The following is a 25,095-nucleotide window of genomic DNA, read 5'->3' as shown; positions in this document are numbered from 1 at the left end:
TCCATGAGAAAAAAGCTACTATTGTACCTTTTCATTTTTTTATTTTTAATTTTACCCAACAATTCTTTAGGATTAGAAAAAAGGTCAAATCAGAATTTAAAACAAATCGTTATTCAAATACAGAGCTCAGAATCATCCAACCACACGTCCACTTTAGCGATAAGATCCAAAGAATTATTTAAAATGGTTGAGAAAATACTAACAGATAAAGATACAATGAAAACCAAAGTAACATATCATGAATTGTCTGATGCCACGCTAACAATACAAAACAAGAATCAAACAAAAACCTACGTGATAAATGAAATGTTCAATCTAATAGATGAAAAACAGGGTATATTATTACAATTGCCAAGTGATTTTAAAAAAAAATTAAATAAATATGTAAGTATCGTTCGCCAAAAACATTATGGGCAATTAATAACTTGGGATCAGGCAAGGCAAAAATTACCGAAATATTCGATCTTTACAGTCATTGATTTAGAATCAGGATTAAGTTTTAAAGTTCAGAGACGAGCTGGGAGTAAACATGCTGATGTACAACCTTTAACAGCAAAAGATTCCAAAATCATGAAACAGATTTATAACGGACAATGGAGTTGGAATCGAAGAGCAGTATTGATACAAGGCGAAGACTATTCGATAGCAGGTTCAATGAATGGCATGCCTCATGGTGGAGATGGCATACCACATAATGATTTCTCTGGTCATTTTTGTATTCATTTTCTAGGGAGCACAACACATCGTTTAAGAAATGCAGATCCATCTCATCAATCCATGTTATATAAAGCTGCAGGATTGTGGAGACAGTACATTCAAAGTGCGACTCCGAATGATGTCATTGAGAGTTTTTTTATTGCACTGAATCAAAAGGATTTGTTTTTATTAAAGACATTATTTCCCCATAAAAACCATGAACAAATTAGATCCTTTAAAGTGGAGATGGAATCCACCTCAAAAATTCGTAGATTATCTTCATATTCTGAAGAACAACATGAGGATTTGTGGTTAGAAATCCCAATTAAAGTAATTTTGACAACAAAACACAATAAAAACCAGATTGTAGTATATACTTTTCATTTACAAAAAAATGCCATCACAAATGAATGGAAAATATACTATGTGACTAAAAATATTTAAATTGTTATTTTCAAAAGATCACCGACAGGTGATCTTTTGCTTTTTTTGCCTGCACAATTATAACTTTTTTGAATTACAATCCATTTGAAAAATAGGTTCTATCTTTTTTTCAAATTCATAGATTATAAATAGATAGATTCAAATAAGACATGCTGCTTTGGAGGAGAGATTATGAACCAATCTACTATTTTCGGGGTGATATTAAGAGTTTTTATTACTTTATCCTTAGGAACACTCACAATGTTTCTGATGCTTTCCATTGGAAGTTATACTCAATCAAAAATGGTTACATCTCCTATTGTTACAATGCAGGGGTTAGGTACTTCTGTATCAAGTCAATTTTTTGTGGATATGATGGCAGTAGAAATACCACAAATGAAAAGTGGGTTAAATAGCACTACATTTTCTCAAAAAAATGTTCTTAATTTTTTGTTTAGATATATGACTAGCATTAATCCAAATGATCCCAAAAGTTTGCTTGCAAGTGAAGTCCCAGGCCTTGCTTTTGAAAAAGTAGTTTTACTTCGAGGAGGATCAGATAAAAATGATGTAGTAGAACCACTTGATTTACCTCCGACTCATTTTGATTTTAATGAAAACAATGATGAAAATCTTCAAAAACTAGATCCAATTATAGAAACTCAACCCCAAGAGGATACTATAGACCAGACCACTGAACCAGGCTCAAGTGATGACAACTTAAATGTAGAAGATCAAGAAGTTAAAGTTGCAGCGGATGGTAACCCTCTTGTTTTTATATACCATTCACATAATAGAGAATCTTGGTTGACAGAATCGGGTCAAGTTTACGATGGGAAAACGAATGTAACAGCTTTAGGTAAACGATTAGAAAAATCCTTAAAAAATTTAGGAATTGTAGCAGTTAGTTCAGATAAAGATTATGAAGAGAGTGTAGGGGGATACAATTGGAACTTCTCATACAAATATTCTTTAAAAACAGTAGAAGAAGCATTTGCTGTAAACCCTACATTTAATTATTTTATAGATATTCATAGGGACAGCCAAGGGAGAGAAGTAACAACAATCAATATTGATGGAGTTGATTATGCCAAATTTTATTTTATCATCGGAGCAAGTAACCCAAACTGGAGAGCTAATGAAGCTTTTGCGACCAAGATTCATGATGCTATAGAAAAACAATATCCTGGTATTTCTCGTGGTATCTGGTCAAAGTCAAGTACTGATGGTAACGGTGAATATAATCAGTCGTTTTCTCCAAATAGTATTGTTATTGAAGTTGGAGGCGTTGAAAATACGATCGAGGAATCAAATCGGACAATCGATCTTTTAGCAAAAGCTTTATCAGATATCGTTTGGGAGGCTGAGAAGGTAGATACTGGAGTGGGAGGTTAATGTTATGGCTCGATTTAGTATCCAACTATTGCTTTTATTTTTTATTGTTAGTTTTTGTGTTTTTTTTGGTGTTGAGCTTGCTAAACAAGGTATTGAAGAAATTCATGGTCCCTTGGAGACGGGGGCAGAGGAGATTTCCACTTCAAGTGAGATCCAATCAGAAAATCAAAAATCGGATGATGAGATATCCGCTGAAGAAGAGGAGGATTCCCCAAGGTTAAGTTTGACCACTCCTACGGAAGAATCTTCTGGATTAAGTGTTAAAATCGGAAATGTTCTCCAATCGACTGCACATAAAGGTATTGAAGTCATAGTTTCTGTATTTCATGCCCTGTTTTCCTAACCTCCAATTGTAAGCAATGTTCACTTTACATACACTTGTGGTATAATAAAGGGAATGTATATTTGCAAGTAATTTATGGGGGTTTAGCATGACAGACGTACATGAAAGACAAAGTCGTATTCGAAATTTTTCAATTATAGCACACATTGATCATGGAAAATCTACTTTAGCAGATCGAATTTTAGAATTTACAGGCGCGTTAACCTCAAGAGAAATGCAGGATCAAGTATTGGACAAGATGGATTTGGAGAGGGAACGCGGCATTACAATAAAATTACAGGCTGTCCGATTAAACTATACTGCGAAGGATGGTCAGGAATATATTCTTAATTTAATTGACACTCCAGGACATGTCGACTTTACATATGAGGTTTCTCGTAGTTTGGCGGCTTGTGAAGGAGCTTTGCTTGTAGTAGACGCAGCACAGGGCACGGAAGCTCAAACCTTAGCTAACGTGTATTTGGCTTTGGACAATAATTTAGAAATATTGCCAGTTATCAATAAAATTGATTTACCAAGTGCTGAACCTGAAAGGGTTAAGCAGGAGGTTGAAGATGTAATTGGCCTGGATGCAAGTGATGCTGTTTTAGCTTCAGCTAAAGCAGGCATTGGTATTGAAGATATTCTTGAACAGGTTGTATCCAAAGTTCCAGCACCAACAGGGGATGCTAACAATCCATTGAAAGCATTGATATTTGATTCACATTATGATGCATATAAAGGTGTCATTGTGTATGTGCGTGTTATTGATGGATCCATTAAATCAGGGACTAAAATTAAAATGATGGCTACGGATAAAACGTTTGAGGTCATTGAAGTAGGAGCATTTAAACCCAATATGTCTATCGTAGATGAGCTTCAAGTAGGTGATGTTGGTTTTATTGTAGCAGGGATTAAAAACGTCAAGGACACAAGAGTAGGGGATACGGTTACAGATGCCACTCATCCTGCACTAGAAGCATTGTCAGGGTATAGAAAAATTAACCCTATGGTGTATTGTGGATTGTATCCGATCGATACAGCCGATTATAATGATCTTAGAGAAGCTTTGGAAAAGCTAGAACTGAATGATGCATCTTTAAAATATGAACCTGAGACCTCAAGTGCATTAGGATTTGGATTCCGTTGTGGATTTTTAGGCTTGCTGCATATGGAGATTATCCAAGAGCGCATAGAACGTGAGTTTAACATACCATTAATCACTACGGCACCGAGTGTCATATTTAGAGTGACTCAAACTAGTGGTGAAATGATTGAAATTGACAATCCGTCTAACATGCCTGATCCGCAAAAAGTCGATTATATAGAAGAGCCTTACGTGAAAGCTTCAATTATTGTACCTAATGACTTTGTGGGGTCTGTAATGGACTTATGTCAAAATAAACGCGGTGATTTTATCAACATGGAGTATCTGGATACAAACCGAGTACAAGTGATTTATGATATACCACTGTCTGAGGTGGTTTATGACTTTTTTGATATTTTGAAATCCAGTACAAAAGGGTATGCTTCCTTCGATTATGAGGTTTCTGATTATAAAAAATCAAAATTAGTAAAAATGGATATCTTATTAAACAGTGAACAGGTGGATGCTCTGTCTTTTATTGTCCACAGAGATAAAGCCTTTTATAGAGGACGTGCAATATGCGGGAAATTAAAGGATCTGATTCCTCGCCAAATGTTTGAGGTACCTATTCAAGCAGCTATAGGTCAAAAAATAATAGCACGTGAAACGGTAAAAGCAATGCGTAAAAACGTACTTGCAAAATGTTATGGCGGTGACATTTCAAGAAAGAGAAAACTACTTGAAAAACAAAAAGAAGGTAAAAAACGAATGAAACAAGTGGGAAATGTTGAAGTTCCGCAAGAAGCATTTATGTCTGTTTTAAAGTTAGATGAATAGTTAATCTGAAATGGTGATAGAAGATAATGAATGACGGAAGGCCGAGAAAATTCTCTCGGTCTTTTAATTGGAATGAACGAGCATTGATTATATGGGAGAGGTCTATATGGATATTTGGGAATTAATTAAATATATGTTTTTAGGTGTTTTACAAGGATTCACTGAGCCTATTCCTGTATCTTCCAGTGGACATGTTTTATTGGCAAGGCACTGGTTTGGGATAGAAGTTGAAGGATTAAGTTTTGAAATCTTAGTGAATTTTGCTTCCTTACTTGCAGTGCTTCTCATTTATAGATCTGATTTAATTCATATATCAAAACAAAGCTTTAAATTTTTACAAACGAAGGACATCAAATATAAAAAAGATTTTATGTTTGTTGTATATTTATTGATTGCTACTATTCCCGCGGCGATATTAGGAATCACTTTAGAAGACTTCATTTCAGGGGCATTTAATGAAAATGATGTGAAAATTATAGGTGCTGCATTAATTATTACAGGTATAGCATTGTGGTTTATCAGAAATTTAAGAGGCAGAAAAAGCGACCAGAATATTACTTTATTAGACGCGATAATCGTTGGTCTAGCACAAGCTATCGCATTAATACCAGGGATTAGTCGTTCAGGGGCAACCATTGTTGCAGCACTTGCTAGGGGATGGAAACAAGAGACGGCGATGCGTTTTTCTTTCTTTTTGTACATCCCAATCAGCGTTGGAGTCATGGTGTTTGGAATGTCCGATATGATGAGTGAACCCGAAATAGAGTCAAGAATCATTCCTTATGTTCTAGCCTTTCTTGGTGCATTAATTGCTTCATATTTTTCACTGAAATGGTTTATGGGTATTATGCAAAGAGGTAATCTAATTATTTTTACAGTGTATTGTTTAATCGTTGGAACCATTGTTTTATTTTTTTAGCCTATATTAGTTGGTATAACCAAAAGGATGTTGATCATGACTACTTTCAATTCTTCTGCCGCAAAGGCTGTATATATTCATATTCCCTTTTGTAAACATAAATGTTATTACTGCGATTTTAATACGTATGCACTTCCAGTACCACCTATCGATGAATATTTAGTAGCATTGGAAAAAGAACTAAAAGCTACAGTTGAGAAGTTTCCACCAGGACAGATAGAAACGATTTTTGTAGGGGGTGGAACGCCTACGATTTTAGACCCTCAACAAATGAAAAGTTTTTTACAATTAGTGAATCATTATTTTCCAAATCAACATGAACAGCTTGAATTTACAATGGAAGCAAACCCAGGTACTACGGACGTAGAAAAATTAAAAGTCATGAAATCAGGTGGAGTGAACCGCATCAGCTTTGGAGTTCAGTCATTTCAAAATGATATATTAAAGGATATAGGGAGAATCCATGATACTTTTGAAGTATATGAAAGTATCAAAAATGCTAAAGAAATAGGTTTTGATAATTTATCCATTGATTTAATGTTTGGTCTTCCAAATCAAACTTTGAAAAATATGGAAGAAAGCTTAAATCAAGCCTTATCACTAGATTTACAGCATTATTCTATATACAGTTTAAAAGTAGAAGAAAACACAGTTTTCCATTCCTTGTATCAGAAAGATAAATTGCCTCTTCCTGCTGAAGAGGAAGAACTGAATATGTTTTTACTGATTATGAACCGGTTAAATGAAGCTGGATATCAACAGTATGAAATCAGTAATTTTGCAAAACCTGGTTTTGAAAGCAATCATAATAAGATGTATTGGAACAATCAAAGTTATTACGGTATAGGTGCGGGAGCTCATAGTTATATGCAAGGAACAAGATATATGAACGTAAGAGGCGTACAAGATTATTTGGATGCCGTTAATCAAGGGCTTCCTGTAATAGAAGAACATCAAGTTAGTCCAAATGAAGCAATGGAAGATTTTATGATGGTTGGATTACGTTTGATGGAAGGTGTCAACAAAGAAGATTTCATTCAACAGTTTTCACATTCTATGGATCAAGTATTTAAGAAGCAACTGAATAAATTAATCAACCATCAACTGTTAGAATCAACTGAAAACGGGTTTAGATTAACAAAAAGAGGAATATTGCTCGGAAATGAAGTGTTTGCTGAGTTTATTTCTTCACTATAATTTTAAAAAACAAGACTGCTGTGATGAAATTGCTGTGTTAAAAAGACTGGATTCACTTGACAACACATGATTTGATTTGGTATTTTGTTATTAGTGATTAGCACTCGACTTGAATGAGTGCTAACGATAAGGTAAAAGTTCATTTTAATTTTAGTTCTTGAAGAGATTCAATTTTGAGATGTTTTCACTTTTTGGCGTATATTTTATACCTCACTTTTGTGGGTAACAATAAGGAGGGGAAGTAATGCTAACAGAACGTCAGAGAATGATCTTAAGTGCGATTGTGAATGATTATATTCACTCTGCAGAGCCAATTGGTTCAAGAAGCATATCAAAACGCAGTGATGTTGGGTTTAGTCCTGCTACGATAAGAAACGAAATGTCTGACTTAGAGGAAATGGGTTTTTTAGAACAACCTCATACCTCTGCTGGACGTATTCCCTCTCATAAAGGTTACAGATATTTTGTGGATCATCTCATTAGTTTAACGAAGTCAAAAAATCAAGAGATAGTATCTATTAAAAATTATTTTAAGAAGAGACTGAATAAAACAGAAGAAATTCTGCAAGAAGTAGCTTCAATTTTATCAGATATGACTCAATATACTTCCATTGCGCTTGGACCTGAATTATTTAATACAACCTTAAAACATCTTCAATTCATCTCCATTAATGATGTTACAGGTGTCCTCATTATTGTTACAGACACAGGTGAAGTTGAAAATAAGAAGGTTCAAATTCCAGAAGGTATATCCATTGACGAAATTGAAAAATGTATTAATGTTTTAAACAGCAGATTGCGTGGAGAACCTCTCATCTCATTGAAATCAAAACTTTACAATGAGCTAAGCAATGAATTGAAAAAATATGTCAACCAACACCATGAATTAATGCACATGTTAGATGAAGTATTTGAAACGAACAAACAAGAGCGCATTTACATGAGTGGCACAACCAATATGTTAACACAACCTGAATTTAACGATGTGTCAACTGTAAAAAATATTTTAGACTTAATCAATGAAACAGAAACATGGGTCGAACTATTTTCTAATGTACCCAAAGGGATTCAAGTAACAATAGGACCTGAAAATGATGTGAAACAAATTCAAAATTGCAGCTTAATTACAGCAACTTATAAAATGGAAGGTCATTCAATTGGAACAATTGGTATCCTGGGCCCCACACGTATGGAATATGAAAGAGTGATAAACTTATTAAATCATTTAACAGATGACTTAGTTAAATTCTATTATAGATAAGTGAAGATGATAGAAATAAATAATATTATTGGAAATGTATTTATTTCACTAAGGAGGTGATTGTATGAGTCAAACAGATCAAGCAAAAACGAATGAACAAGAACAAATACTAAACGATCAAGAGAACGAAGGTTTAGAAAATATGGCTGATGAAAATCTAAGTGACGAAGAAGAGCAAAACGTAGAAGAACAAATACTTATGGATAAACAAGATATTGATGAACTGAAAAAAAATGCTGATGAAAGTCAACAGAAATTACTTAGAACTCAGGCAGACTTTGATAACTTCCGTCGCAGAACTAGACTGGAAAAGGAAGAAGCTCTAAAATACGCTTCAAAAGGACTCATCGAGCAGCTGCTTCCTGTTATAGATAATTTTGAAAGAGCCATTTCATCAAGTGCTGAAACGAAAGATTTCGATTCATTGATGAAAGGAATTGAAATGGTATTTGATCAAATGAAACAAACATTTGACAGTGAGGATTTAAAACCAATAGAATCCGTAGGTCAACCATTTAATCCAGAATACCATCAAGCTATCATGCAGGTAGAATCTGAAGAACATGAGGAAGGTATCGTAGTGGAAGAAGTTCAAAAAGGTTACATTCTAAAAGATAAGGTACTCAGACCTGCGATGGTTAAAGTAAGTAGTTAATAATACACAAATCATCATGATTAATAAAAATAAAAGTAGGATTATTATAAGGAGGGTTACTCATAGATGAGTAAAGTAATAGGTATTGATTTAGGAACTACAAATTCATGTGTTGCTGTTATGGAAGGTGGAGAAGCGATCGTTATTCCTAATCCAGAAGGGAATAGAACTACACCGTCCGTTATTGGATTTAAAAAAGATGGTGAACGAATCGTTGGTGAAACGGCTAAACGTCAAGCGATCACAAACCCAGATGGAACAGTTATTTCCATCAAACGTCATATGGGAACTGATTTTAAAACTACAATTGAGGGTAAAGAGTATAGCCCACAAGAATTATCTGCAATTATATTACAGAAATTAAAGTCAGATGCAGAAGCATATTTAGGATCAACGGTTACACAAGCAGTTATTACTGTACCAGCTTATTTTAATGATAGTCAGCGTCAAGCAACTAAAGATGCTGGTAAAATTGCTGGACTAGAGGTGCTTCGTATTGTAAATGAACCAACAGCTGCAGCTTTAGCATATGGTTTGGAAAAAGATGAAGACCAAACGATTTTAGTATATGATTTAGGTGGAGGTACATTTGATGTATCTATTCTTGAATTAGGTGATGGATTTTTTGAAGTAAAAGCTACAAGTGGGAATAATCGTTTAGGTGGAGACGATTTTGACCAAGTGATTATCGATCATCTAGTATCCGAGTTCAAAAAAGAACATGGAATTGATTTAAGTAAAGATAAAGCGGCTGTTCAACGTTTGAAAGATGCTGCTGAAAAAGCGAAAAAAGAACTTTCTGGAATAGTGACTACTACGATTTCATTACCGTTTATTACAGTAGTAGATGGAGTTCCTCAGCATTTAGAAGTGAACTTAACTAGAGCGAAGTTTGAAGAATTATCAACAGATTTAATAGAAAAGACGTTAGCACCTACTAGACAAGCAATCAGTGATTCTGGTTTAAGTGCTAGTGAAATAGATAAAATTGTATTAGTTGGTGGTTCTACTAGAATTCCAGCAGTACAAGAAGCAGTAAAAAAATTAACGGGTAAAGAACCTCATAAAGGTGTAAATCCAGATGAAGTAGTAGCACTTGGAGCTGCGGTTCAAGCAGGTGTACTTACAGGTGATGTTCAAGACGTTGTATTATTAGATGTTACGCCTCTTACATTGGGTATTGAAACTGCTGGTGGTGTATTTACGAAGATGATTGACCGCAATACAACAATCCCAACAAGTAAATCACAAGTGTATTCAACATATGCTGATAACCAAACAAGTGTTGAAATCCATGTTCTTCAAGGGGAACGTGCAATGGCAGCAGATAATAAAACATTAGGACGTTTTATGTTAGGAGATATTCCTCCTGCACCACGTGGAATCCCTCAAATTGAAGTTACATTTGATATCGATGCGAATGGAATCGTGAATGTATCAGCTTTAGATAAAGGTACTGGTAAGAGTCAAAAAATCACGATTACTTCTTCCAGCGGTTTATCTGATGACGAAATTGAACAAATGACTCAGGATGCTGAGAAATTTAAAGAAGAAGATGAGAAGCGCAAAGCAGCTGTAGAAGCAAGAAATGAGGCAGATCAGTTAGTTTATACTGCTGAAAAAACATTAAATGATCTTGGAGATAAAGTGGATCAAGCAGAAATTGATAAAACGAACGAAGCTAAGGATAAAGTGAAAAAGGCTTTAGAAGGCGATGATACTGATGAGATCAAAAAAGCTTCTGAAGAACTTACTGAAATAGTACAACAATTATCTGTAAAATTATACGAGCAAGCAGCTCAAGAAGCACAAGCAGCTGAAGGGGCAGATGGAAATGCAGAGCCTGGTAATGCTGCAAAAGATAACGTCGTAGATGCAGATTACGAAGTTGTAGATGAAAAAGAGAACAAATAATCTTAAACAAAAATAAAAGGTTTAAAGAATAGTCAAAGTCAAGCAATATCTTGGCTTTGACTATAAACTTGTATATACAAAGGTAGTTCAAAAAGTCCACTTTTGCCGGCACAGGACGTGCTGGTACTGCGTTAGTCACAGGGAAGTGACTGGTATTAAGTAGTGATCACGAAGTTTTTCGAGGAAGTGGTTTCGACATCGAATAAAGACTATACCCAAAAAAGTGTAGAAGCACGGTGTAATTAAACCTATTACTTTTTCGGGGCCCTAACATTCAAAGAAGCCAGCCCTGTGCTCATGTAATCTAGTGCTCCGTTGTTTTCGGGGTCCCCGAAAAGTATTCGGAATTACATCTATGGGGTTCTTCACTTTTTGGGGTGATCTAAATGTTCGTACAATCTTCTCGGTACTGAAAACTGAACTTTTTGAACACTCATTTAAAGGTTATATGTTTAATTGGAATAGAATGGAGTGAAGTGATGAGTAAACGAGATTATTATGAAGTTCTCGGTTTAGGCAAAGATGTTTCAGGCGATGAAATCAAAAAAGCTTATCGCAAGTTAGCTCGTCAATATCATCCGGATGTAAATAAATCTTCTGATGCTGAAGAGAAATTTAAAGAGGTTAAAGAAGCATATGATGTATTAAGTGATGATCAAAAAAGAGCGACCTATGATCAGTTTGGTCATGTGGACCCCAACCAAGGAATGGGCGGAGCAGGTGGTGCTGACTTTGGTGGTTTCGGTGATATCTTCGATATGTTTTTTGGTGGTGGCGGCGGACAAAGACGTAATCCAAATGCACCACAAAGAGGTGCAGATTTACAATATACGATGACGATTGAATTTAAAGAAGCGGTTTTTGGGAAGGAAACGGAAATTAAAATTCCTCGTACAGAAACATGTGATCGTTGTTCAGGTTCCGGGGCTAAACCAGGTACTAAAAAGGAAACTTGTTCTACATGTAATGGATCAGGTCAACAGGAGGTTGTTCAGAATACTGCATTTGGACGTATCGTAAATCGTCGAGTATGTACTACATGTAATGGTCAAGGTACGACCATTAAAGATAAATGTGGTAAATGTCATGGTTCAGGACAAGTGAAAAATCAAAGAAAAATCAATGTGAAAATTCCTGCTGGAGTAGATGAAGGATCACAAATTAGAATCTCAGGTGAAGGTGAAGCAGGGAAAAAAGGTGGACCTTCAGGTGATTTATATATCGTTTTACGTGTTAAATCTCATGAGTTTTTTGAAAGAGATGGCGATGATATATATTGTGAAATACCACTTACCTTTGCACAAGCGGCTTTAGGTGATGAAATTGAAATCCCCACTCTAACTGAAAAAGTGAAATTGAAAATCCCTGCAGGAACACAGACAGGTACCTATTTTCGTTTGAAAGGAAAAGGTGTGCAGCGTGTTAGAGGATACGGACAAGGTGATCAACATGTAAAAGTGGTTGTTGTAACGCCTTCCAAATTATCCGAAGACCAAAAGAAATTATTACGAGACTTTTCAGCGTTAAATGGAGAGCATACTCATGAAAAACACCAGTCCATTTTTGAAAGAATGAAAAAAGCAATTTTAGGTGACTGATAAATTTATCATTTCTAAATAGAACCAAAAAACCGTGAGAGCAATCTTGCGGTTTTTTTCTTAGAGGGCATACAACAAGTAATTTCGTTACAGAGCAAGGGTTATTTCCGGTCACTGTAAAATCGCAAATTATTGATTAGATCAAAAGGATTATTTGCGATTTTAAAAGCGAACGTTCCACTCCTCCAACAATCCCTTGCACTTCCACTGACTTCTGAAAACCCTCTAATTACTTTTTTTATTAAAGGGGTGAGATGATGGAAATCAAACGAATCAGCAAAGAACAAACTTGGGGTTTGAGACATATAGTCATGTGGCCCAATAAAGAATTCGATTACATAAAATTAGATCAAGATGACTTAGGAATTCATTTTGGACTATTTCAAAAGGGTCATCTTATAACCGTAGTATCTCTTTTCATTGAAAAAAATACTGCTCAATTTAGAAAATTTGCTACACTTCAGAGTGAGCAAGGTAAAGGGTATGGTGGCATGTTGTTACATCATGTTATTGAGGAAGCAAAAAAAATGGGTCTTACAAAGATATGGTGTAATGCGAGGGAAAACAAAACAAGTTTTTATGAGAAATTTGGACTTAAGAAATCCAAACAAACGTTTCAAAAGAGTGGAATAAATTATATTATTATGGAAAGAGTATTGAATTAGGGTAAAGGAGATTAAAATGAGATATGAAGATTTGAAGACATATTGTTTAAAGAAACAAGGAGCTGTGGAAGATTATCCTTTTGGACCAGAACCATTAGTGATCAAGGTAAGCAATAAAATGTTTGCATTGATTTCAGATGGTCAAGAGCATCCTTCCATTAGTCTTAAGTGTGATCCATTTTTAGCAGAAATTTTACGTGAAAAGTATAAAGCAGTTACAGGAGGTTATCATCTAAATAAGAGACATTGGAATACGGTTTTAATGGATGGTAGTATTCCAGATGAAGAGATATTAGAGATGGTCGATCAGTCATATCAGCTAGTATTTAATAGTTTAAAAAAAGCAGATAAACAAATAGTATTGAATTCTTAAAAACTCGCCAATCGGTGAGTTTTTTTGCTGAATAAAATTACTGATTGTTGTAAAACATATATGGAGTTTGAGGAGATTCAGAAAGGAGGGTAAAAATGAATCAAAAAAAGCCAGAGAAAAAGTTACCTATTGCCAGAAATGAAGATGTGGAATTTTCAGAATCATTAGCAGATGAAGATGATTTGAAAGCTCAAGAAAGAGCAAAGGAAGCTGATCAAAGACAAATTAATAAATAGGGAGTTTTTGTTATGGGTAATAAACATATTATTGCTTATTTTGACACAGAAGATCAGGCGGAAGGTGTGGCAATCAAGTTACAAAAATTAAAAACAAAAGATATCTCTGTAGAAAGAATACTAACTGATAAACAAGTAACAGATAATTTTCCAGCAATGCCTCAGAGCCTTGGGAATTATTTTCAAGGATCATTAGGTTTTGTTTATCCGGCAGCATGGGGGTTCACAAACATAGGCAACCAAAACCTTAACTCCAAAAATATTATGCTTAGTTTTGTTACTGCACAAGAATCAATCAATGATGCAATTGATTTTATTCATCAGGGTCGGGGTCAAATAAAATGACAAAAAAAAACATATTAGCGTATTTTAATTCTCCAGAACAAGCAGAAGGAGCTGCAGTGAAATTAAAATCTTTAAGGGCAAGCAACCTCAATATAAACCGCTTTAGTAAATATCAAGGGGAAGGGATAACTAAAATATCAAATCCAGTGAATGGGGATACTACGAGTATAGGAAAGTTGTCCTTACATGCTGATTTTAGCGAGCCAGATGCTGGCATATTAGCTGCGGCTGATGTAAGTGCAAGTGGAATGAGTGATGGAGGGCAAGGAGCCCCAACTGGTAAAGATATTTTATTAACTGTAAGCATAGATGAGGCTCAATATCAACATGCACTTCAAGTTATTGAAGTTTGTGGAGGTATGGTATAGATACTTAAAAAAGTAAGTGATTAGTACTTGCATACCTAAACAGTCAAAAGCCCTACTTGACATAGCAGGGCTTTTATTTTATCTAAAATTATTACTGTGTTAAATGTTGTTCTAATAACTTGTCTAAAGATTTTGCTACTTCAGAAGTATATAAATAATTAGCATCATCTAGGTTCTGTAAATACTCTTTTATAATAAGAGTGGTACGTGAATCAGGATATGTTTCAATCCATTGTGTATAGTTATCAATGAGTTCTTGATTGAATTTTTTTGATTCTATATCATATGCTGGTGAGTTAGGTAATCCTTGTAAATATGGTATCAAATAATTTAAGTACATTCTTTCTACCACATTTGCTCTGACTGACTCTGGATAAGAGGATAAGAATTTTTCAGTATGAGCTAAACGATCTGAGAGTTCGTCCCACGTAATGGTTAACATTAAATCTTCCTCGTATAGTTCTGAAGATTCCTTCGCTTGAATCGTAATATATTCAGACATTTCTTCAGTCACATTCACTTTGTATTTTTCCATTTGAGTATAATCAATTTTAATTGAATAAAATCCTTTTAATAATTCGATTTTATATCCATTCTGTACGATTTCAGATAATTCTTCTTTTAGTGTTTCATCTTGTATTTCTTCAATCTCAAAAGTGTTTTCATTGAATATTTCCTCTAGTGTTAATTGAACCTCATCACCTTGTAGAACTTGACTAAAGTCTTCAAATTGTGCTGATAACTGATCCTCTATACCTATTAATAAATTCGTAAGAACATCCTTAGAAATATTATCTAATTGTTCATCTATGAACTCATATAATTGACCTGGTTTTGTATTATCTTCAATGAGTTCTTGAAATTCAACCGTTATTTTGAAAGACTGTTCATCAGTTTGATTTTCTCCAACAGGTTGATCTGTTAGATCTTCATTAGTACAACCTATTACAGTGATAAAAATGATAACTAATAAAATATAAAGCAAGTTTTTGATACTCTTTAACATGGTGTCTCCTCCTGATGTCTTCTATATCTATTCCTGATGTAGGATTTTACCACGATTGCAAACTATTTTCAATACAATTCATTATTCCATTTAATATACAAAAATATGAATGGAATTGGATTTTGTCTTAAGATGAAACTATGATAAAATAATAGGTCAGATAAAATAAGTGCGGAGGGTTAATGATGAATTGGTACGAAATATGTATTTATACAACTGAGGAAGCTAGTGAGCAAATATCAAATTATTTTCATGAAAACGGAGCTGGTGGAGTTTCAATAGAAGAATCAGGGTCTTTGAATAAAGAAAGAGATACTTCTTTAGGTCAGTGGTATGAAAAACCTTTAAATGATTTCCCAGAAGGAGATGCAGAAATAAAAGCCTATTTTCCAGAAGAAGTTGATATGGATGAACTTCTGATGGGCATAGAACGTTTTGTTAAAAACTTAATCGAATTAAATATTAACGTAGGAAAAGCGGATGTGAAATCACAAGTAGTAAACGAAGAAGATTGGGCAAATGCTTGGAAACAATATTTTAAACCTGTTCGTATTACGGAAAAGATTACGATTAAACCTACCTGGGAAAATTATGATGCAGATGAAAATGAGTGTGTGGTTGAGCTTGATCCAGGGATGGCTTTTGGTACAGGAACTCATGCAACTACATCCTTATGTTTGAAAGCATTAGAAAAAGCACAAGTAGAAGGCAAAAACGTCATAGATGTCGGGACAGGTTCTGGTATATTATCCATAGCAGCTATGAAATTGGGAGCGAATCAAGTGTTAGCTTTGGATTTAGATCCAGTTGCAGTTTCAAGTGCAAAGGAAAATGTACGTATCAATCAATTAGAACAAAAAATTACTGTGCAACAAAGTGATTTGTTACAAGTCTTTCAAAAAAATCAAAATAACACTGATCAACCAAAGACACAGATTGTTGTAGCAAATATTTTAGCAGAAATTATATTAACGTTTATTGATGATGTATACCATGTTTTGGAACATAATGGATTATACATTGCTTCAGGAATTATAAAACAAAAAGAAAAAGATGTAATACAGGCATTAGAAGAAGCCCATTTTGAAATTTTGGAAAAACTTGAGCAGGAAGATTGGGTTGCTATCATTGCAAAAAAAAGATAGGAGAATACTATGGAGTTTTTGGATCTTTTGATTTTTTTTGATTTAGATGAACTGCCATTTGTTTTATTAGCATTTTTATTTGCTATTACCATACATGGATTTACACAGGCCTTTACATCGAATAAGTTTAATGACCTAACTGCTAAAAAAAAGGGAAGAGTTACTCTTAATCCACAGACTCACCTTGATTCTTTAGGGATGCTTCTATTTCTTTTTGCTGGTTTTGGTTGGGGTAAACCTGTTCCAGTAAATAGACATCATTTTAAAAAACCGAAACTCATGGGGGTAATCACATCTCTCGTTGGACCACTCAGTAATTTGTGTTTTGTCTTGATTGGTTTTTTATTTTGGTATTTATTATTTATGGATTCGATTCATGTATGGTTTTCACCTGAAGTTTTTAATGCCTTAAATACCTTTTTAGAATGGTTTATACGAATTAATCTCTTGTTACTTGTATTTAATTTCATCCCTCTTCCACCATTGGATGGTTATAGGATATTAGAGGACATAGCTCCAAATCATGTTCGAGCAAAAATGACAACTTTTGAACCATACTCTATTTACATCTTTTTATTACTAGCTTTTATTCCGCCACTTAGAATGGTGACTATCCAACCCATATTGGACTTGCAATTTGTTATATATCATGTACTAGATCGTTTTTTTGCTGCCATTTTTTAAATCTAACTTATTTTATGGTAAAACTAAACAAATGTGGCGTAATCAGCTTTGTTTGTAGTAAGATATATTTTGGGTATTTATATATAATAATTATTAGAGGTTGGTAACATGCAGCGATATTTTATTTCAAAAAATCAATTTGTTGAAAATAAAGTTCACATTGTAGATGAAGATGCGTTTCATCTTATCAAAGTAATGCGAGCAAAAATTGAAGACCAATTTATCGTTAGCGATGGAGAGACACGTGACGTTTTGGTTGAAATAGAAGAGATGACAAAAAGTAAGGTCATAGCTTCGATAATAAAAGAATTAGATCGGACCAACGAACCGATTATAAATGTTTGGATTGCTCAAAGTTTACCTAAAGGTGATAAAATGGATACCATCATTCAAAAGAATACAGAAATTGGTGCAGTACAATTTATTCCTTTTATTTCGAAGCGAACGATCGTACAGTATGATCAGAAAAAAACGAAAAAACGAATGGAACGTTGGAATAAAATTGCAAAGGAAGCTGCTGAACAGGCTCATAGAAACATAGTTCCCCAGATTAAAGAAATTAGTACTTGGAAGGAACTTCTAAAAACTATTCCTGAAGTTGATGCAAGTTTTGTTTTTTATGAAAATGAAGATCAAATCTACTTAAAGGATATAATAAATAGTAAGAAAACTGATCATGATACAACTCCAACCTTTTTAATGGTAATAGGACCAGAGGGTGGATTTACTGAAAAAGAAATTTTACTGCTAGAAGAAGCAGGATGTCATATCGTGAGTTTAGGAAAAAGAATATTAAGAACAGAAACAGCAGCCATGGTAGGGCTGACGTGTTTGTTATATGAATACGGTGAGATAGGAGGATCTTAACATGAAAAAAGTTGCGTTTCACACATTAGGGTGCAAAGTGAATTTTTATGATACAGAAGCGATATGGCAGCTTTTTAAAAATGAAGGATACGGACAAGTAGACTTTGACGATACAAATGAAACAGCGGATGTTTATGTGATAAATACATGTTCTGTAACAAATACAGGCGATAAAAAAAGCAGACAAATGATTCGTAGAGCAATTCGTAGAAACCCAGAGGCAATTATAGCCGTCACAGGTTGTTATGCTCAAACGGCATCAAAAGAAATCTTAGAGATCGATGGTGTTGATCTTGTCATAGGTACACAAGATAGAGAGAAAATAATGGATTATGTCAAACAAATCCAAAAGGAAAGACAACCGATTAATGCTGTAAGAAATATTATGAAAACTCGTAACTTTGAAGAATTAGATGTACCAGATTTTTCTGATCGTACTAGAGCATTTTTGAAAATACAAGAAGGCTGCAACAATTTTTGCACATTTTGTATTATTCCTTGGACACGTGGATTAAGTCGCAGTCGAGATCCTGAGGATGTGATCAAACAAGCAAGAAAGTTAGTAAACTCTGGTTATCAAGAGATTGTTTTAACAGGGATTCATACGGGTGGATACGGTGATGACTTAGACAACTATAAATTAGCTGATTTATTATGGGATTTGGATAAAGTAGAAGGTTTGAAACGTATTCGAATTAGTTCCATAGAAGCAAGTCAGATTACAGATGAAGTGATTGAGGTATTAAAAACATCAGATAAAATGTGCCGTCATCTGCACATCCCATTGCAGGCCGGGGATAATGATGTTCTTAAAGCGATGCGTAGAAAATATACCATTGAAGAGTTTGGGGAAAAGATAAATAAAATTCATGAAATTATGCCAGACGTTGCAATTACGACAGACATCATCGTAGGGTTTCCAGGGGAAGACGAAGAAAAGTTTAATAACAGCTATAAGTTCATAGAAAAGTGTAAATTTTCTGAGCTGCATGTATTCCCTTATTCTAAACGTACAGGTACTCCCGCGGCGAAGATGGATCAGCAAGTGGATATGGAGGAGAAAAATCGTCGTGTTCATGAATTGATTGATCTATCAGAAAAAATGCAATTTGAATATGCAAAAAAATTCGAGAGTCAAGTAATTGAAGTAATTCCAGAGACAGCAAAAAATAATGAAGATACTCAAGTCATTACTGGGCATTCAGATAACTATTTACAGGTTATAATGGAGGGTACTGATGATTTAATAGGAAAAGTGTGTAAAGTGAAAATTACCGAAGCTGGAGTGAATGAATGTCAAGGTAAAATCGTAAGAGTTTTAGAGCCTTCGAATGTGAATGTTGTATAAATTAATAAGTTCTTAGAATAACGGGATTGAAGTTTTGTTAGACCCCATATAAAGGTGATTCCTAACTTTTGTGGGGTTGAGTCAAGGGGAATTATTATTGAGGTGTGGTGAAAGATGAATATGAAAACAGAAGTTTCAGCCGGTGGTGTTGTATATAAATATGACAATGGTAAATTACTCATACAAATGATACAGGATCGCTTTGGAATAACGACTTTAGCTAAAGGTAAGATGGAGCAGGGGGAAACGATAGAACAAACTGCTCTTAGAGAGATTGAAGAAGAAACAGGTATGAAGGGTACAATCAAGGAATCAGTTCCTCTGAAGATTGTTAATTATCAATATGATTCACCTCAATTAGGCATTGTGGATAAGGAAGTTCACTATTTTTTAATTGAAGCCAAAGAGGGAATTTTACAAGCTCAGGTAGAGGAAATATCTGATGTAGAATGGTTGACTCCAGAAGAAGCTTGGCACAAACAATTACATAATGGGTATGATAACAATAATGATGTTTTACAAAAGGGATTAATAAAATTAGGATATGAGGTGCAAAGGAATGAGTAAACCTATTGATGTATCACAATTACCAAAATATATTGATCATACATTATTAAAAGCAGATGCAACGAAAGCGCAAATTGCAAAGTTATGTGAGGAAGCGAAAACCTATCAGTTTTTCAGTGTATGTGTAAATAGTTACTGGGTTCCAACCTGTAGAGAACTATTAGAGGGATCAGAAGTGAAAATAGCAGCAGTCGCTGGGTTTCCTTTAGGAGCTAATTCTAGTAAAACCAAAGCTTTTGAAGCGGCTAACTGTGTAGAAAATGGGGCTAAGGAAATTGATATGGTACTTGCAGTTGGTTCTATGTTAGATGGAGACACTGATACCGTATTTAAAGATATTCAAGCAGTAACAAAGGCGGTTGAAAATAAAGCGATCGTGAAAGTGATATTAGAAACAGGTTTTCTAAATAATGATCAGATCAAGGAAGCGTGCCAATTATCTGAGCAGGCTGGAGCACATTTTGTAAAAACCTCAACTGGTTTTGGACCAGGAGGAGCAACTGTGGATCATGTACGATTAATGAGAGCAACAGTTTCTGATAAAATGGAAGTGAAAGCTTCTGGTGGAATTCGTGACTTAACGACAGCATTACAAATGATCGAAGCAGGTGCCACTCGTTTAGGTGCTAGCTCAGGTGTATCGATTATGAAAGGAACATCTGGTACGAGTACTTATTAATTTCAGAAATCTTTAAATAAAGAAAAACGAAAGACGTCTCTGGTGAGGCGTTTTTTACTTTCTACATTTTATAAGATGAGCACTATTAATAGCTTTGATAATTGAATAAAGTGCTTACGTTTTTCCGTTGACAATTCATATAAACCAAGCTAGAGTAAATATTAGTAAATTCATAATATTCAGACTTCATCATTCTATCTTGGGAGGGTTATAATGAGTGGAATTTGGATAGCTGTTTTTGGAATTCTGATGTTCACAGTAGGTTATCGTTACTATTCCAAATTTGTAGCAGAAAGGATTTATCGATTAGACCCAAATTATGAAACACCAGCACATAAGTTTCAAGACGGAGTAGATTTTGTTCCAACGAATAAATTTGTACTATGGGGTCATCACTTTACCTCTGTGGCTGGTGCGGCTCCGATTGTAGGACCAGCAATTGCAGTGTACTGGGGTTGGTTGCCTGCTTTAATATGGGTAACTTTTGGTACTGTTTTTGCAGCTGGAGTTCATGATTTTGGTGCGTTAGTATTGTCCGTTCGTAATAAAGGGCAATCGGTCGGTACGATTGCTAGTAAATTAATAGGCAAGCGTGCGAAAACATTATTTTTGTTCATTATTTTAATTCTAGTGTTAATGGTTAATGCGGTATTTGCATGGGTCATTTCTAGATTATTCATTTCATATCCGGCCTCAGTTCTTCCCGTATTTCTTGAAATCCCACTAGCAGTATGGATTGGTTATAAAGTTTATAAGAAAAAAGGCAGCATGTTATTACCTTCCATTATTGCTTTAGCCGTAATGTATATAACTGCAGTGATTGCAAGTAATGTACCCGCTTTACAAATTGATCTTGTTAGTTACTTTGGAGGAGAAGAAAGTCAGACTTTGTTTGGATTAAATGGATTATCCATGGCATTTTTTATTTGGATTATCGTACTTATGGTTTATGCTTATATTTCATCTACTCTTCCAGTTTGGAAGTTATTACAACCACGTGATTACATCAATTCTCATCAGTTAGTGGTTGGTTTAGCTATATTGTACTTAGGTTTGTTATTTTTAAATCCGACTGTGACAGCACCGATGACGAATGGTAAAGCTGAAGTTTCCTGGTTCCCTCTTTTATTTATTACTATCGCATGTGGAGCCATATCTGGTTTCCATGGTCTTGTTTCCTCGGGGACTTCATCAAAACAACTCAACAAGGAAACAGATGCTCGTTTCGTTGGATATTTTGGGGCAGTAGGAGAAGGTACATTAGCTTTAATTGCAATTATTGCAGTAGTTACATTCTTTGCAAGCCCTGGTGATTTCACTGCAACATATAGCAGCTTTCAAAATGCAAGTGCAGGTGGACTAGGTGCATTTATAGGTGGTGCAGGTCAACTTGCTACAGGTTTATTTATTCCTGAAGGTATTGCTTCAACAATTGTAGCTGTAATTGTGGTTAGTTTTGCAGCTACAACGCTAGATACTTCAGTACGTTTAATGCGTTATATTATTGCTGAATTAGGTAGTGAATATAAAGTATCGGCATTAACAAGAACTCATGTAGCAACATCCATCGCTGTTATCTCAAGCGCAGCTCTAGTTTTACTCCCAGAAGGACCTAAAGGTTTTGGTTCAGGTGGTTACTTATTATGGCCTCTATTTGGCACATCAAATCAGTTACTAGCAGGTATAACTTTATTACTTATATCGATTTGGTTGAAAAATCAAAATAGAAATTATCTAGTTACATTAGTTCCAATGATATTTTTATTATTTATGACTTTGTGGGCAATGATTCAGCAAGTTGTATTTGATTGGTCAGGGCTTGGAGAAACAGAAGGAAATATGTTGCTCTTTATTTTTGGCTCTCTCATATTAGGATTTACACTATGGATATTATTAGAGGCAATTTCAGCTCTTTCTACAAAAAACAAATTTTCAGATATAGATTATAAAGCATAAAAATTAAAACAAACAGGATCAGATCACTCAATAACTGGTCCTGTTTTTTTGAATTAAGTAGAGAAGGGAGTGTCCATGATGAAAATAAAAAATTCTTTTAAAAAACTTATACAAGGATATGATGAGATGTTAAGCTTGTCTCATCGAACTGAAATAGCACGAGAATTAAGAGATGAAGATGATTTATTTTTATTTTTATGTTTTTCTGAAATGTTTGGTATTCCGAATCCAGCATTTTATTATACGTTAGAATTATATCCCTATATGCTTGAAAAGTTTCATGATTGGCACTTAAGAATGGGGATGGAAAACTCGCCATTAGATGGAGTGAGATGTTGTTAATTTTAATATGTGAATAGAAAGGTAGGGGAAACAGAATGAATCAATTATTAAACAAAAAAATTATATTTGTTGGAGGTAAAGGAGGAGTTGGAAAGTCAACAAGTGCCTCTGCCATTGCTATGGGATTTGCGAAAGCTGGGAAAAAAACACTTTTAATCTCAACAGATCCTGCTCACAATACAGGTGACATTTTTCAAATAAAAATAAATAATACTCCTACCAAAATATTGAAAAATTTATCAGGTATTGAGGTTGATTCTGAACAAGAAACAAAAAAATACATAAAACAAGTAAAAATGAATATTCAAGAGGTTGTGAAAGTGAAGATGCTTGAAGAAGTACATCGTCAGATCGATACTGCTGCAAGTGCACCAGGTGCAGAGGAAGCTGCATTGTTTGATAGAATAGTTTCCATTATTTTGGATGAACAAGATCATTATGACCTGTTAATATTTGATACGGCTCCGACTGGACACACGATAAGGCTGCTTTCCTTACCAGACCTGCTTGAGGTATGGATAAATGGGATGTTGGAAAAACGAAAATCAACAACAGATCGATATTCAAAATTATTAAATGATGGAGAACCGATAGAAGATCCCATATATGAGGTTTTATTAAAGAGAAAACAGCGTTTTTCTGCTGTACGTTCAGTTTTATTAGATGGAACAAAAACGGGGATAGTTTTTGTACTGAACCCTGAACGATTGCCAATTGTTGAAACAGAAAAAGCAATCTTGTTATTAAAACAGCATGATCTACAAGTTCAATCACTTATCGTCAATAAAGTATTACCTGAGGAAGCAGATGGACAGTTTTTAGAACAAAGAAGGAGGATAGAGAAGAATTATTTAAGTGAAATAGAAACACGTTTTAGTGCACAGTCAAAAATTTATGTTCCTTTGTTTGCAAATGATATATCTTCAATCGATGATATTCAAAAAATATCATCCTATATAGCTGGTTAATTTAATAAATGAATGAACAAAACTAACTTTCCATTCTCTTAATAAAAGATAAGTAACAAAACGGTAAAGCAATTAAAGAACTAACAACATTATAAATGGTCTGAGCATGAGCTATTTGCTCGGATGGGGTGGAGGAGATAGAAGCAGAAATGTTAGCTAGTAATGACAGTAATGGGAAAAACAAAATAGCGCCCCCAACATTTAAAATAACATGTGACAACGCAACAAATTGCCCCGATTTACTTCCTCCTACACTTGCAATCAATGATGTTACACATGTTCCAATATTTGCTCCTACAATAATGGCAATGCCTAATTCAAGTGAAAAAGCATCTAATGTAATTAAACTCATTGTAATGGCAACCATTGCTGCACTGCTTTGAATAATCGCCGTTATACACATACCTGCAATGATACCCCATAATAAACTTTGCTGAGATTGTTCCAAAAACCAAGTGAACATCCCTCTTGACTGTAAAGCTGGAACCATAACCTGCATGATTTCCACACCTAATAGTACACATGAGAATCCCATAATTGCTAAAGAGATATATCTTAAAATCAATACGAAACGAATGAAACTAGTTGGTTCTTTTTGTTCTTGGAAAAACCAACTGAACATCCAAATGATAAAACATATAATAAGCATTGGGAGTGCAAGATGGCTAATATTTAATCCTATTAATTCTGTTGTAATACAGGTACCGATATTTGTACCTAATATAATTCCTAATGTTCTTGGGAAGGTCATTATTCTAGCATTCACCAAACCAATTGTAATTACTGTAATCGCACTGCTACTTTGTAAAAATGCTGTTAAAGCAGTCCCTGTCACCATCCCCCTTAGAGGTGTCTTCGTAAACCGTTCTAAAATATTTTTAAGATGAGAGCCCGCCCAGTTATGTAAAGCTAACTCCATAATTTTCATTCCAAATAAGAACAAACATAATCCAGCAAATAAAGGAAGTAATATATCATTTATCATTCTATGAAAATCCTCTCCAAAAAGATATACTTATATAAGAACTTTAATAAGTGACTTTTTAATGGCTCTGGGTCCCCGGAAAGTATTTGGAGTTAGCGACTATGACTATCTTCATTTTTTGGGGTGTAACTATATATATGAAAAATAATAGACAAGCATGACAGCAGCAACTGAACAAGAGCATAATTATGGAATTATAATTGAAATACAATGGATTAATTGCTGGTATTTCAATTTGTTTTGAACTAGGGGGTTAT

The 25,095-nt window shown here is 34.5% G+C and carries 26 protein-coding genes; 24 read left to right on the top strand and 2 right to left on the bottom strand.

Annotated elements, in window-relative coordinates; translation table 11 throughout:
- The first annotated feature begins 3 nt into the window (after window positions 1-3).
- The 15 genes from EPK97_RS03145 to EPK97_RS03075 all read left to right on the top strand — a co-directional run bounded on the left by EPK97_RS03145 (window position 4) and on the right by EPK97_RS03075 (window position 14,291).
- Complete coding sequence (locus EPK97_RS03145) at window positions 4-1,140, top strand: hypothetical protein (RefSeq protein ID WP_162035132.1); 1,137 nt, start codon at window positions 4-6, stop codon at window positions 1,138-1,140.
- Between the two features lie 171 nt (window positions 1,141-1,311).
- Window positions 1,312-2,514, top strand: a complete 1,203-nt coding sequence (gene spoIIP / locus EPK97_RS03140; RefSeq protein WP_162035131.1) for a stage II sporulation protein P — start codon at window positions 1,312-1,314, stop codon at window positions 2,512-2,514.
- 4 nt (window positions 2,515-2,518) lie between these two features.
- Entirely contained in the window at window positions 2,519-2,857 is a 339-nt protein-coding gene (locus EPK97_RS03135) for a DUF3679 domain-containing protein (RefSeq protein ID WP_162035130.1), read from the top strand.
- Window positions 2,858-2,945: 88 nt separating this feature from the next.
- Window positions 2,946-4,760: a translation elongation factor 4 gene (lepA, locus tag EPK97_RS03130; RefSeq protein WP_162035129.1), complete on the top strand. Its 1,815-nt coding sequence runs from the start codon at window positions 2,946-2,948 to the stop codon at window positions 4,758-4,760.
- 106 nt (window positions 4,761-4,866) lie between these two features.
- A complete protein-coding gene (locus EPK97_RS03125) occupies window positions 4,867-5,679 on the top strand; it encodes an undecaprenyl-diphosphate phosphatase (RefSeq protein ID WP_162035128.1) in 813 nt (270 codons plus the stop codon).
- Window positions 5,680-5,715: 36 nt separating this feature from the next.
- Complete coding sequence (gene hemW, locus EPK97_RS03120) at window positions 5,716-6,876, top strand: radical SAM family heme chaperone HemW (protein ID WP_162035127.1); 1,161 nt, start codon at window positions 5,716-5,718, stop codon at window positions 6,874-6,876.
- 244 nt (window positions 6,877-7,120) lie between these two features.
- Window positions 7,121-8,137, top strand: coding sequence for a heat-inducible transcriptional repressor HrcA (gene hrcA, locus EPK97_RS03115; RefSeq protein ID WP_162035126.1), 1,017 nt, complete (start codon window positions 7,121-7,123; stop codon window positions 8,135-8,137).
- A 64-nt stretch (window positions 8,138-8,201) separates the two neighbouring features.
- The gene (gene grpE, locus EPK97_RS03110; RefSeq protein WP_162035125.1) at window positions 8,202-8,792 is read left to right on the top strand and encodes a nucleotide exchange factor GrpE; all 591 of its coding nucleotides are present in this window, start codon (window positions 8,202-8,204) and stop codon (window positions 8,790-8,792) included.
- A gap of 66 nt (window positions 8,793-8,858) precedes the next feature.
- Complete coding sequence (dnaK, locus tag EPK97_RS03105) at window positions 8,859-10,706, top strand: molecular chaperone DnaK (RefSeq protein WP_162035124.1); 1,848 nt, start codon at window positions 8,859-8,861, stop codon at window positions 10,704-10,706.
- Between the two features lie 479 nt (window positions 10,707-11,185).
- On the top strand, window positions 11,186-12,304 hold the full coding sequence (gene dnaJ, locus EPK97_RS03100; RefSeq protein ID WP_162035123.1) for a molecular chaperone DnaJ: 1,119 nt from the start codon (window positions 11,186-11,188) through the stop codon (window positions 12,302-12,304).
- A gap of 257 nt (window positions 12,305-12,561) precedes the next feature.
- Window positions 12,562-12,969, top strand: a complete 408-nt coding sequence (locus tag EPK97_RS03095) for a GNAT family N-acetyltransferase (RefSeq protein ID WP_162035122.1) — start codon at window positions 12,562-12,564, stop codon at window positions 12,967-12,969.
- Between the two features lie 16 nt (window positions 12,970-12,985).
- Complete coding sequence (locus tag EPK97_RS03090; protein ID WP_162035121.1) at window positions 12,986-13,342, top strand: MmcQ/YjbR family DNA-binding protein; 357 nt, start codon at window positions 12,986-12,988, stop codon at window positions 13,340-13,342.
- Window positions 13,343-13,437: 95 nt separating this feature from the next.
- Window positions 13,438-13,578, top strand: a complete 141-nt coding sequence (locus tag EPK97_RS03085; RefSeq protein ID WP_162035120.1) for a YfhD family protein — start codon at window positions 13,438-13,440, stop codon at window positions 13,576-13,578.
- A 12-nt stretch (window positions 13,579-13,590) separates the two neighbouring features.
- On the top strand, window positions 13,591-13,923 hold the full coding sequence (locus EPK97_RS03080; RefSeq protein ID WP_162035119.1) for a hypothetical protein: 333 nt from the start codon (window positions 13,591-13,593) through the stop codon (window positions 13,921-13,923).
- Window positions 13,920-14,291: a hypothetical protein gene (locus tag EPK97_RS03075; protein ID WP_162035118.1), complete on the top strand. Its 372-nt coding sequence runs from the start codon at window positions 13,920-13,922 to the stop codon at window positions 14,289-14,291. The genes EPK97_RS03080 and EPK97_RS03075 overlap by 4 nt, the downstream gene beginning before the upstream one ends.
- Before the next feature lie 91 nt (window positions 14,292-14,382).
- Here EPK97_RS03075 and EPK97_RS03070 read toward each other — a convergent pair whose 3' ends face one another.
- Window positions 14,383-15,297, bottom strand: coding sequence for a hypothetical protein (locus EPK97_RS03070; RefSeq protein ID WP_162035117.1), 915 nt, complete (start codon window positions 15,295-15,297; stop codon window positions 14,383-14,385).
- A gap of 185 nt (window positions 15,298-15,482) precedes the next feature.
- Between EPK97_RS03070 and prmA the strand changes: the two genes are divergently transcribed.
- From prmA to EPK97_RS03025, 9 genes are all read left to right on the top strand, one after another.
- On the top strand, window positions 15,483-16,442 hold the full coding sequence (gene prmA / locus EPK97_RS03065) for a 50S ribosomal protein L11 methyltransferase (RefSeq protein WP_162035116.1): 960 nt from the start codon (window positions 15,483-15,485) through the stop codon (window positions 16,440-16,442).
- Between the two features lie 27 nt (window positions 16,443-16,469).
- Complete coding sequence (locus EPK97_RS03060) at window positions 16,470-17,126, top strand: site-2 protease family protein (protein ID WP_240903668.1); 657 nt, start codon at window positions 16,470-16,472, stop codon at window positions 17,124-17,126.
- 108 nt (window positions 17,127-17,234) lie between these two features.
- Complete coding sequence (locus EPK97_RS03055; protein ID WP_162035114.1) at window positions 17,235-17,993, top strand: 16S rRNA (uracil(1498)-N(3))-methyltransferase; 759 nt, start codon at window positions 17,235-17,237, stop codon at window positions 17,991-17,993.
- 1 nt (window position 17,994) lies between these two features.
- Window positions 17,995-19,341, top strand: coding sequence for a tRNA (N(6)-L-threonylcarbamoyladenosine(37)-C(2))-methylthiotransferase MtaB (gene mtaB, locus EPK97_RS03050; protein ID WP_162035113.1), 1,347 nt, complete (start codon window positions 17,995-17,997; stop codon window positions 19,339-19,341).
- A gap of 114 nt (window positions 19,342-19,455) precedes the next feature.
- Entirely contained in the window at window positions 19,456-19,908 is a 453-nt protein-coding gene (locus EPK97_RS03045; RefSeq protein ID WP_205690217.1) for an NUDIX hydrolase, read from the top strand.
- Window positions 19,901-20,587, top strand: coding sequence for a deoxyribose-phosphate aldolase (gene deoC / locus EPK97_RS03040; RefSeq protein ID WP_162035112.1), 687 nt, complete (start codon window positions 19,901-19,903; stop codon window positions 20,585-20,587). Before EPK97_RS03045 ends, deoC begins: the two co-directional genes overlap by 8 nt.
- Before the next feature lie 213 nt (window positions 20,588-20,800).
- On the top strand, window positions 20,801-22,543 hold the full coding sequence (locus tag EPK97_RS03035) for a carbon starvation CstA family protein (RefSeq protein WP_162035111.1): 1,743 nt from the start codon (window positions 20,801-20,803) through the stop codon (window positions 22,541-22,543).
- Window positions 22,544-22,621: 78 nt separating this feature from the next.
- Window positions 22,622-22,885, top strand: a complete 264-nt coding sequence (locus EPK97_RS03030) for a cory-CC-star protein (protein ID WP_162035110.1) — start codon at window positions 22,622-22,624, stop codon at window positions 22,883-22,885.
- 35 nt (window positions 22,886-22,920) lie between these two features.
- The gene (locus tag EPK97_RS03025; protein ID WP_162035109.1) at window positions 22,921-23,853 is read left to right on the top strand and encodes an ArsA family ATPase; all 933 of its coding nucleotides are present in this window, start codon (window positions 22,921-22,923) and stop codon (window positions 23,851-23,853) included.
- Window positions 23,854-23,875: 22 nt separating this feature from the next.
- Here EPK97_RS03025 and EPK97_RS03020 read toward each other — a convergent pair whose 3' ends face one another.
- On the bottom strand, window positions 23,876-24,838 hold the full coding sequence (locus EPK97_RS03020) for a Na/Pi cotransporter family protein (protein WP_162035108.1): 963 nt from the start codon (window positions 24,836-24,838) through the stop codon (window positions 23,876-23,878).
- Between the last annotated feature and the right edge of the window lie 257 nt (window positions 24,839-25,095).

The organism is Chengkuizengella sediminis (assembly GCF_010078385.1).
Lineage (GTDB): Bacteria > Bacillota > Bacilli > Paenibacillales > KCTC-33759 > Chengkuizengella > Chengkuizengella sediminis.
Note: the sequence above shows the minus strand (reverse complement) of the source record. Positions and strands in the feature narration are given on the sequence as shown.

Bases quoted from the DNA above. Each gene is read 5' to 3' on its own strand.
- EPK97_RS03145 (WP_162035132.1), top strand. From the start codon at position 4: ATGAGAAAAAAGCTACTATTGTACCTTTTCATTTTTTTATTTTTAATT.
- spoIIP (WP_162035131.1), top strand. From the start codon at position 1,312: ATGAACCAATCTACTATTTTCGGGGTGATATTAAGAGTTTTTATTACT.
- EPK97_RS03135 (WP_162035130.1), top strand. From the start codon at position 2,519: ATGGCTCGATTTAGTATCCAACTATTGCTTTTATTTTTTATTGTTAGT.
- lepA (WP_162035129.1), top strand. From the start codon at position 2,946: ATGACAGACGTACATGAAAGACAAAGTCGTATTCGAAATTTTTCAATT.
- EPK97_RS03125 (WP_162035128.1), top strand. From the start codon at position 4,867: ATGGATATTTGGGAATTAATTAAATATATGTTTTTAGGTGTTTTACAA.
- hemW (WP_162035127.1), top strand. From the start codon at position 5,716: ATGACTACTTTCAATTCTTCTGCCGCAAAGGCTGTATATATTCATATT.
- hrcA (WP_162035126.1), top strand. From the start codon at position 7,121: ATGCTAACAGAACGTCAGAGAATGATCTTAAGTGCGATTGTGAATGAT.
- grpE (WP_162035125.1), top strand. From the start codon at position 8,202: ATGAGTCAAACAGATCAAGCAAAAACGAATGAACAAGAACAAATACTA.
- dnaK (WP_162035124.1), top strand. From the start codon at position 8,859: ATGAGTAAAGTAATAGGTATTGATTTAGGAACTACAAATTCATGTGTT.
- dnaJ (WP_162035123.1), top strand. From the start codon at position 11,186: ATGAGTAAACGAGATTATTATGAAGTTCTCGGTTTAGGCAAAGATGTT.
- EPK97_RS03095 (WP_162035122.1), top strand. From the start codon at position 12,562: ATGGAAATCAAACGAATCAGCAAAGAACAAACTTGGGGTTTGAGACAT.
- EPK97_RS03090 (WP_162035121.1), top strand. From the start codon at position 12,986: ATGAGATATGAAGATTTGAAGACATATTGTTTAAAGAAACAAGGAGCT.
- EPK97_RS03085 (WP_162035120.1), top strand. From the start codon at position 13,438: ATGAATCAAAAAAAGCCAGAGAAAAAGTTACCTATTGCCAGAAATGAA.
- EPK97_RS03080 (WP_162035119.1), top strand. From the start codon at position 13,591: ATGGGTAATAAACATATTATTGCTTATTTTGACACAGAAGATCAGGCG.
- EPK97_RS03075 (WP_162035118.1), top strand. From the start codon at position 13,920: ATGACAAAAAAAAACATATTAGCGTATTTTAATTCTCCAGAACAAGCA.
- EPK97_RS03070 (WP_162035117.1), bottom strand. From the start codon at position 15,297: ATGTTAAAGAGTATCAAAAACTTGCTTTATATTTTATTAGTTATCATT.
- prmA (WP_162035116.1), top strand. From the start codon at position 15,483: ATGAATTGGTACGAAATATGTATTTATACAACTGAGGAAGCTAGTGAG.
- EPK97_RS03055 (WP_162035114.1), top strand. From the start codon at position 17,235: ATGCAGCGATATTTTATTTCAAAAAATCAATTTGTTGAAAATAAAGTT.
- mtaB (WP_162035113.1), top strand. From the start codon at position 17,995: ATGAAAAAAGTTGCGTTTCACACATTAGGGTGCAAAGTGAATTTTTAT.
- EPK97_RS03045 (WP_205690217.1), top strand. From the start codon at position 19,456: ATGAATATGAAAACAGAAGTTTCAGCCGGTGGTGTTGTATATAAATAT.
- deoC (WP_162035112.1), top strand. From the start codon at position 19,901: ATGAGTAAACCTATTGATGTATCACAATTACCAAAATATATTGATCAT.
- EPK97_RS03035 (WP_162035111.1), top strand. From the start codon at position 20,801: ATGAGTGGAATTTGGATAGCTGTTTTTGGAATTCTGATGTTCACAGTA.
- EPK97_RS03030 (WP_162035110.1), top strand. From the start codon at position 22,622: ATGAAAATAAAAAATTCTTTTAAAAAACTTATACAAGGATATGATGAG.
- EPK97_RS03025 (WP_162035109.1), top strand. From the start codon at position 22,921: ATGAATCAATTATTAAACAAAAAAATTATATTTGTTGGAGGTAAAGGA.
- EPK97_RS03020 (WP_162035108.1), bottom strand. From the start codon at position 24,838: ATGATAAATGATATATTACTTCCTTTATTTGCTGGATTATGTTTGTTC.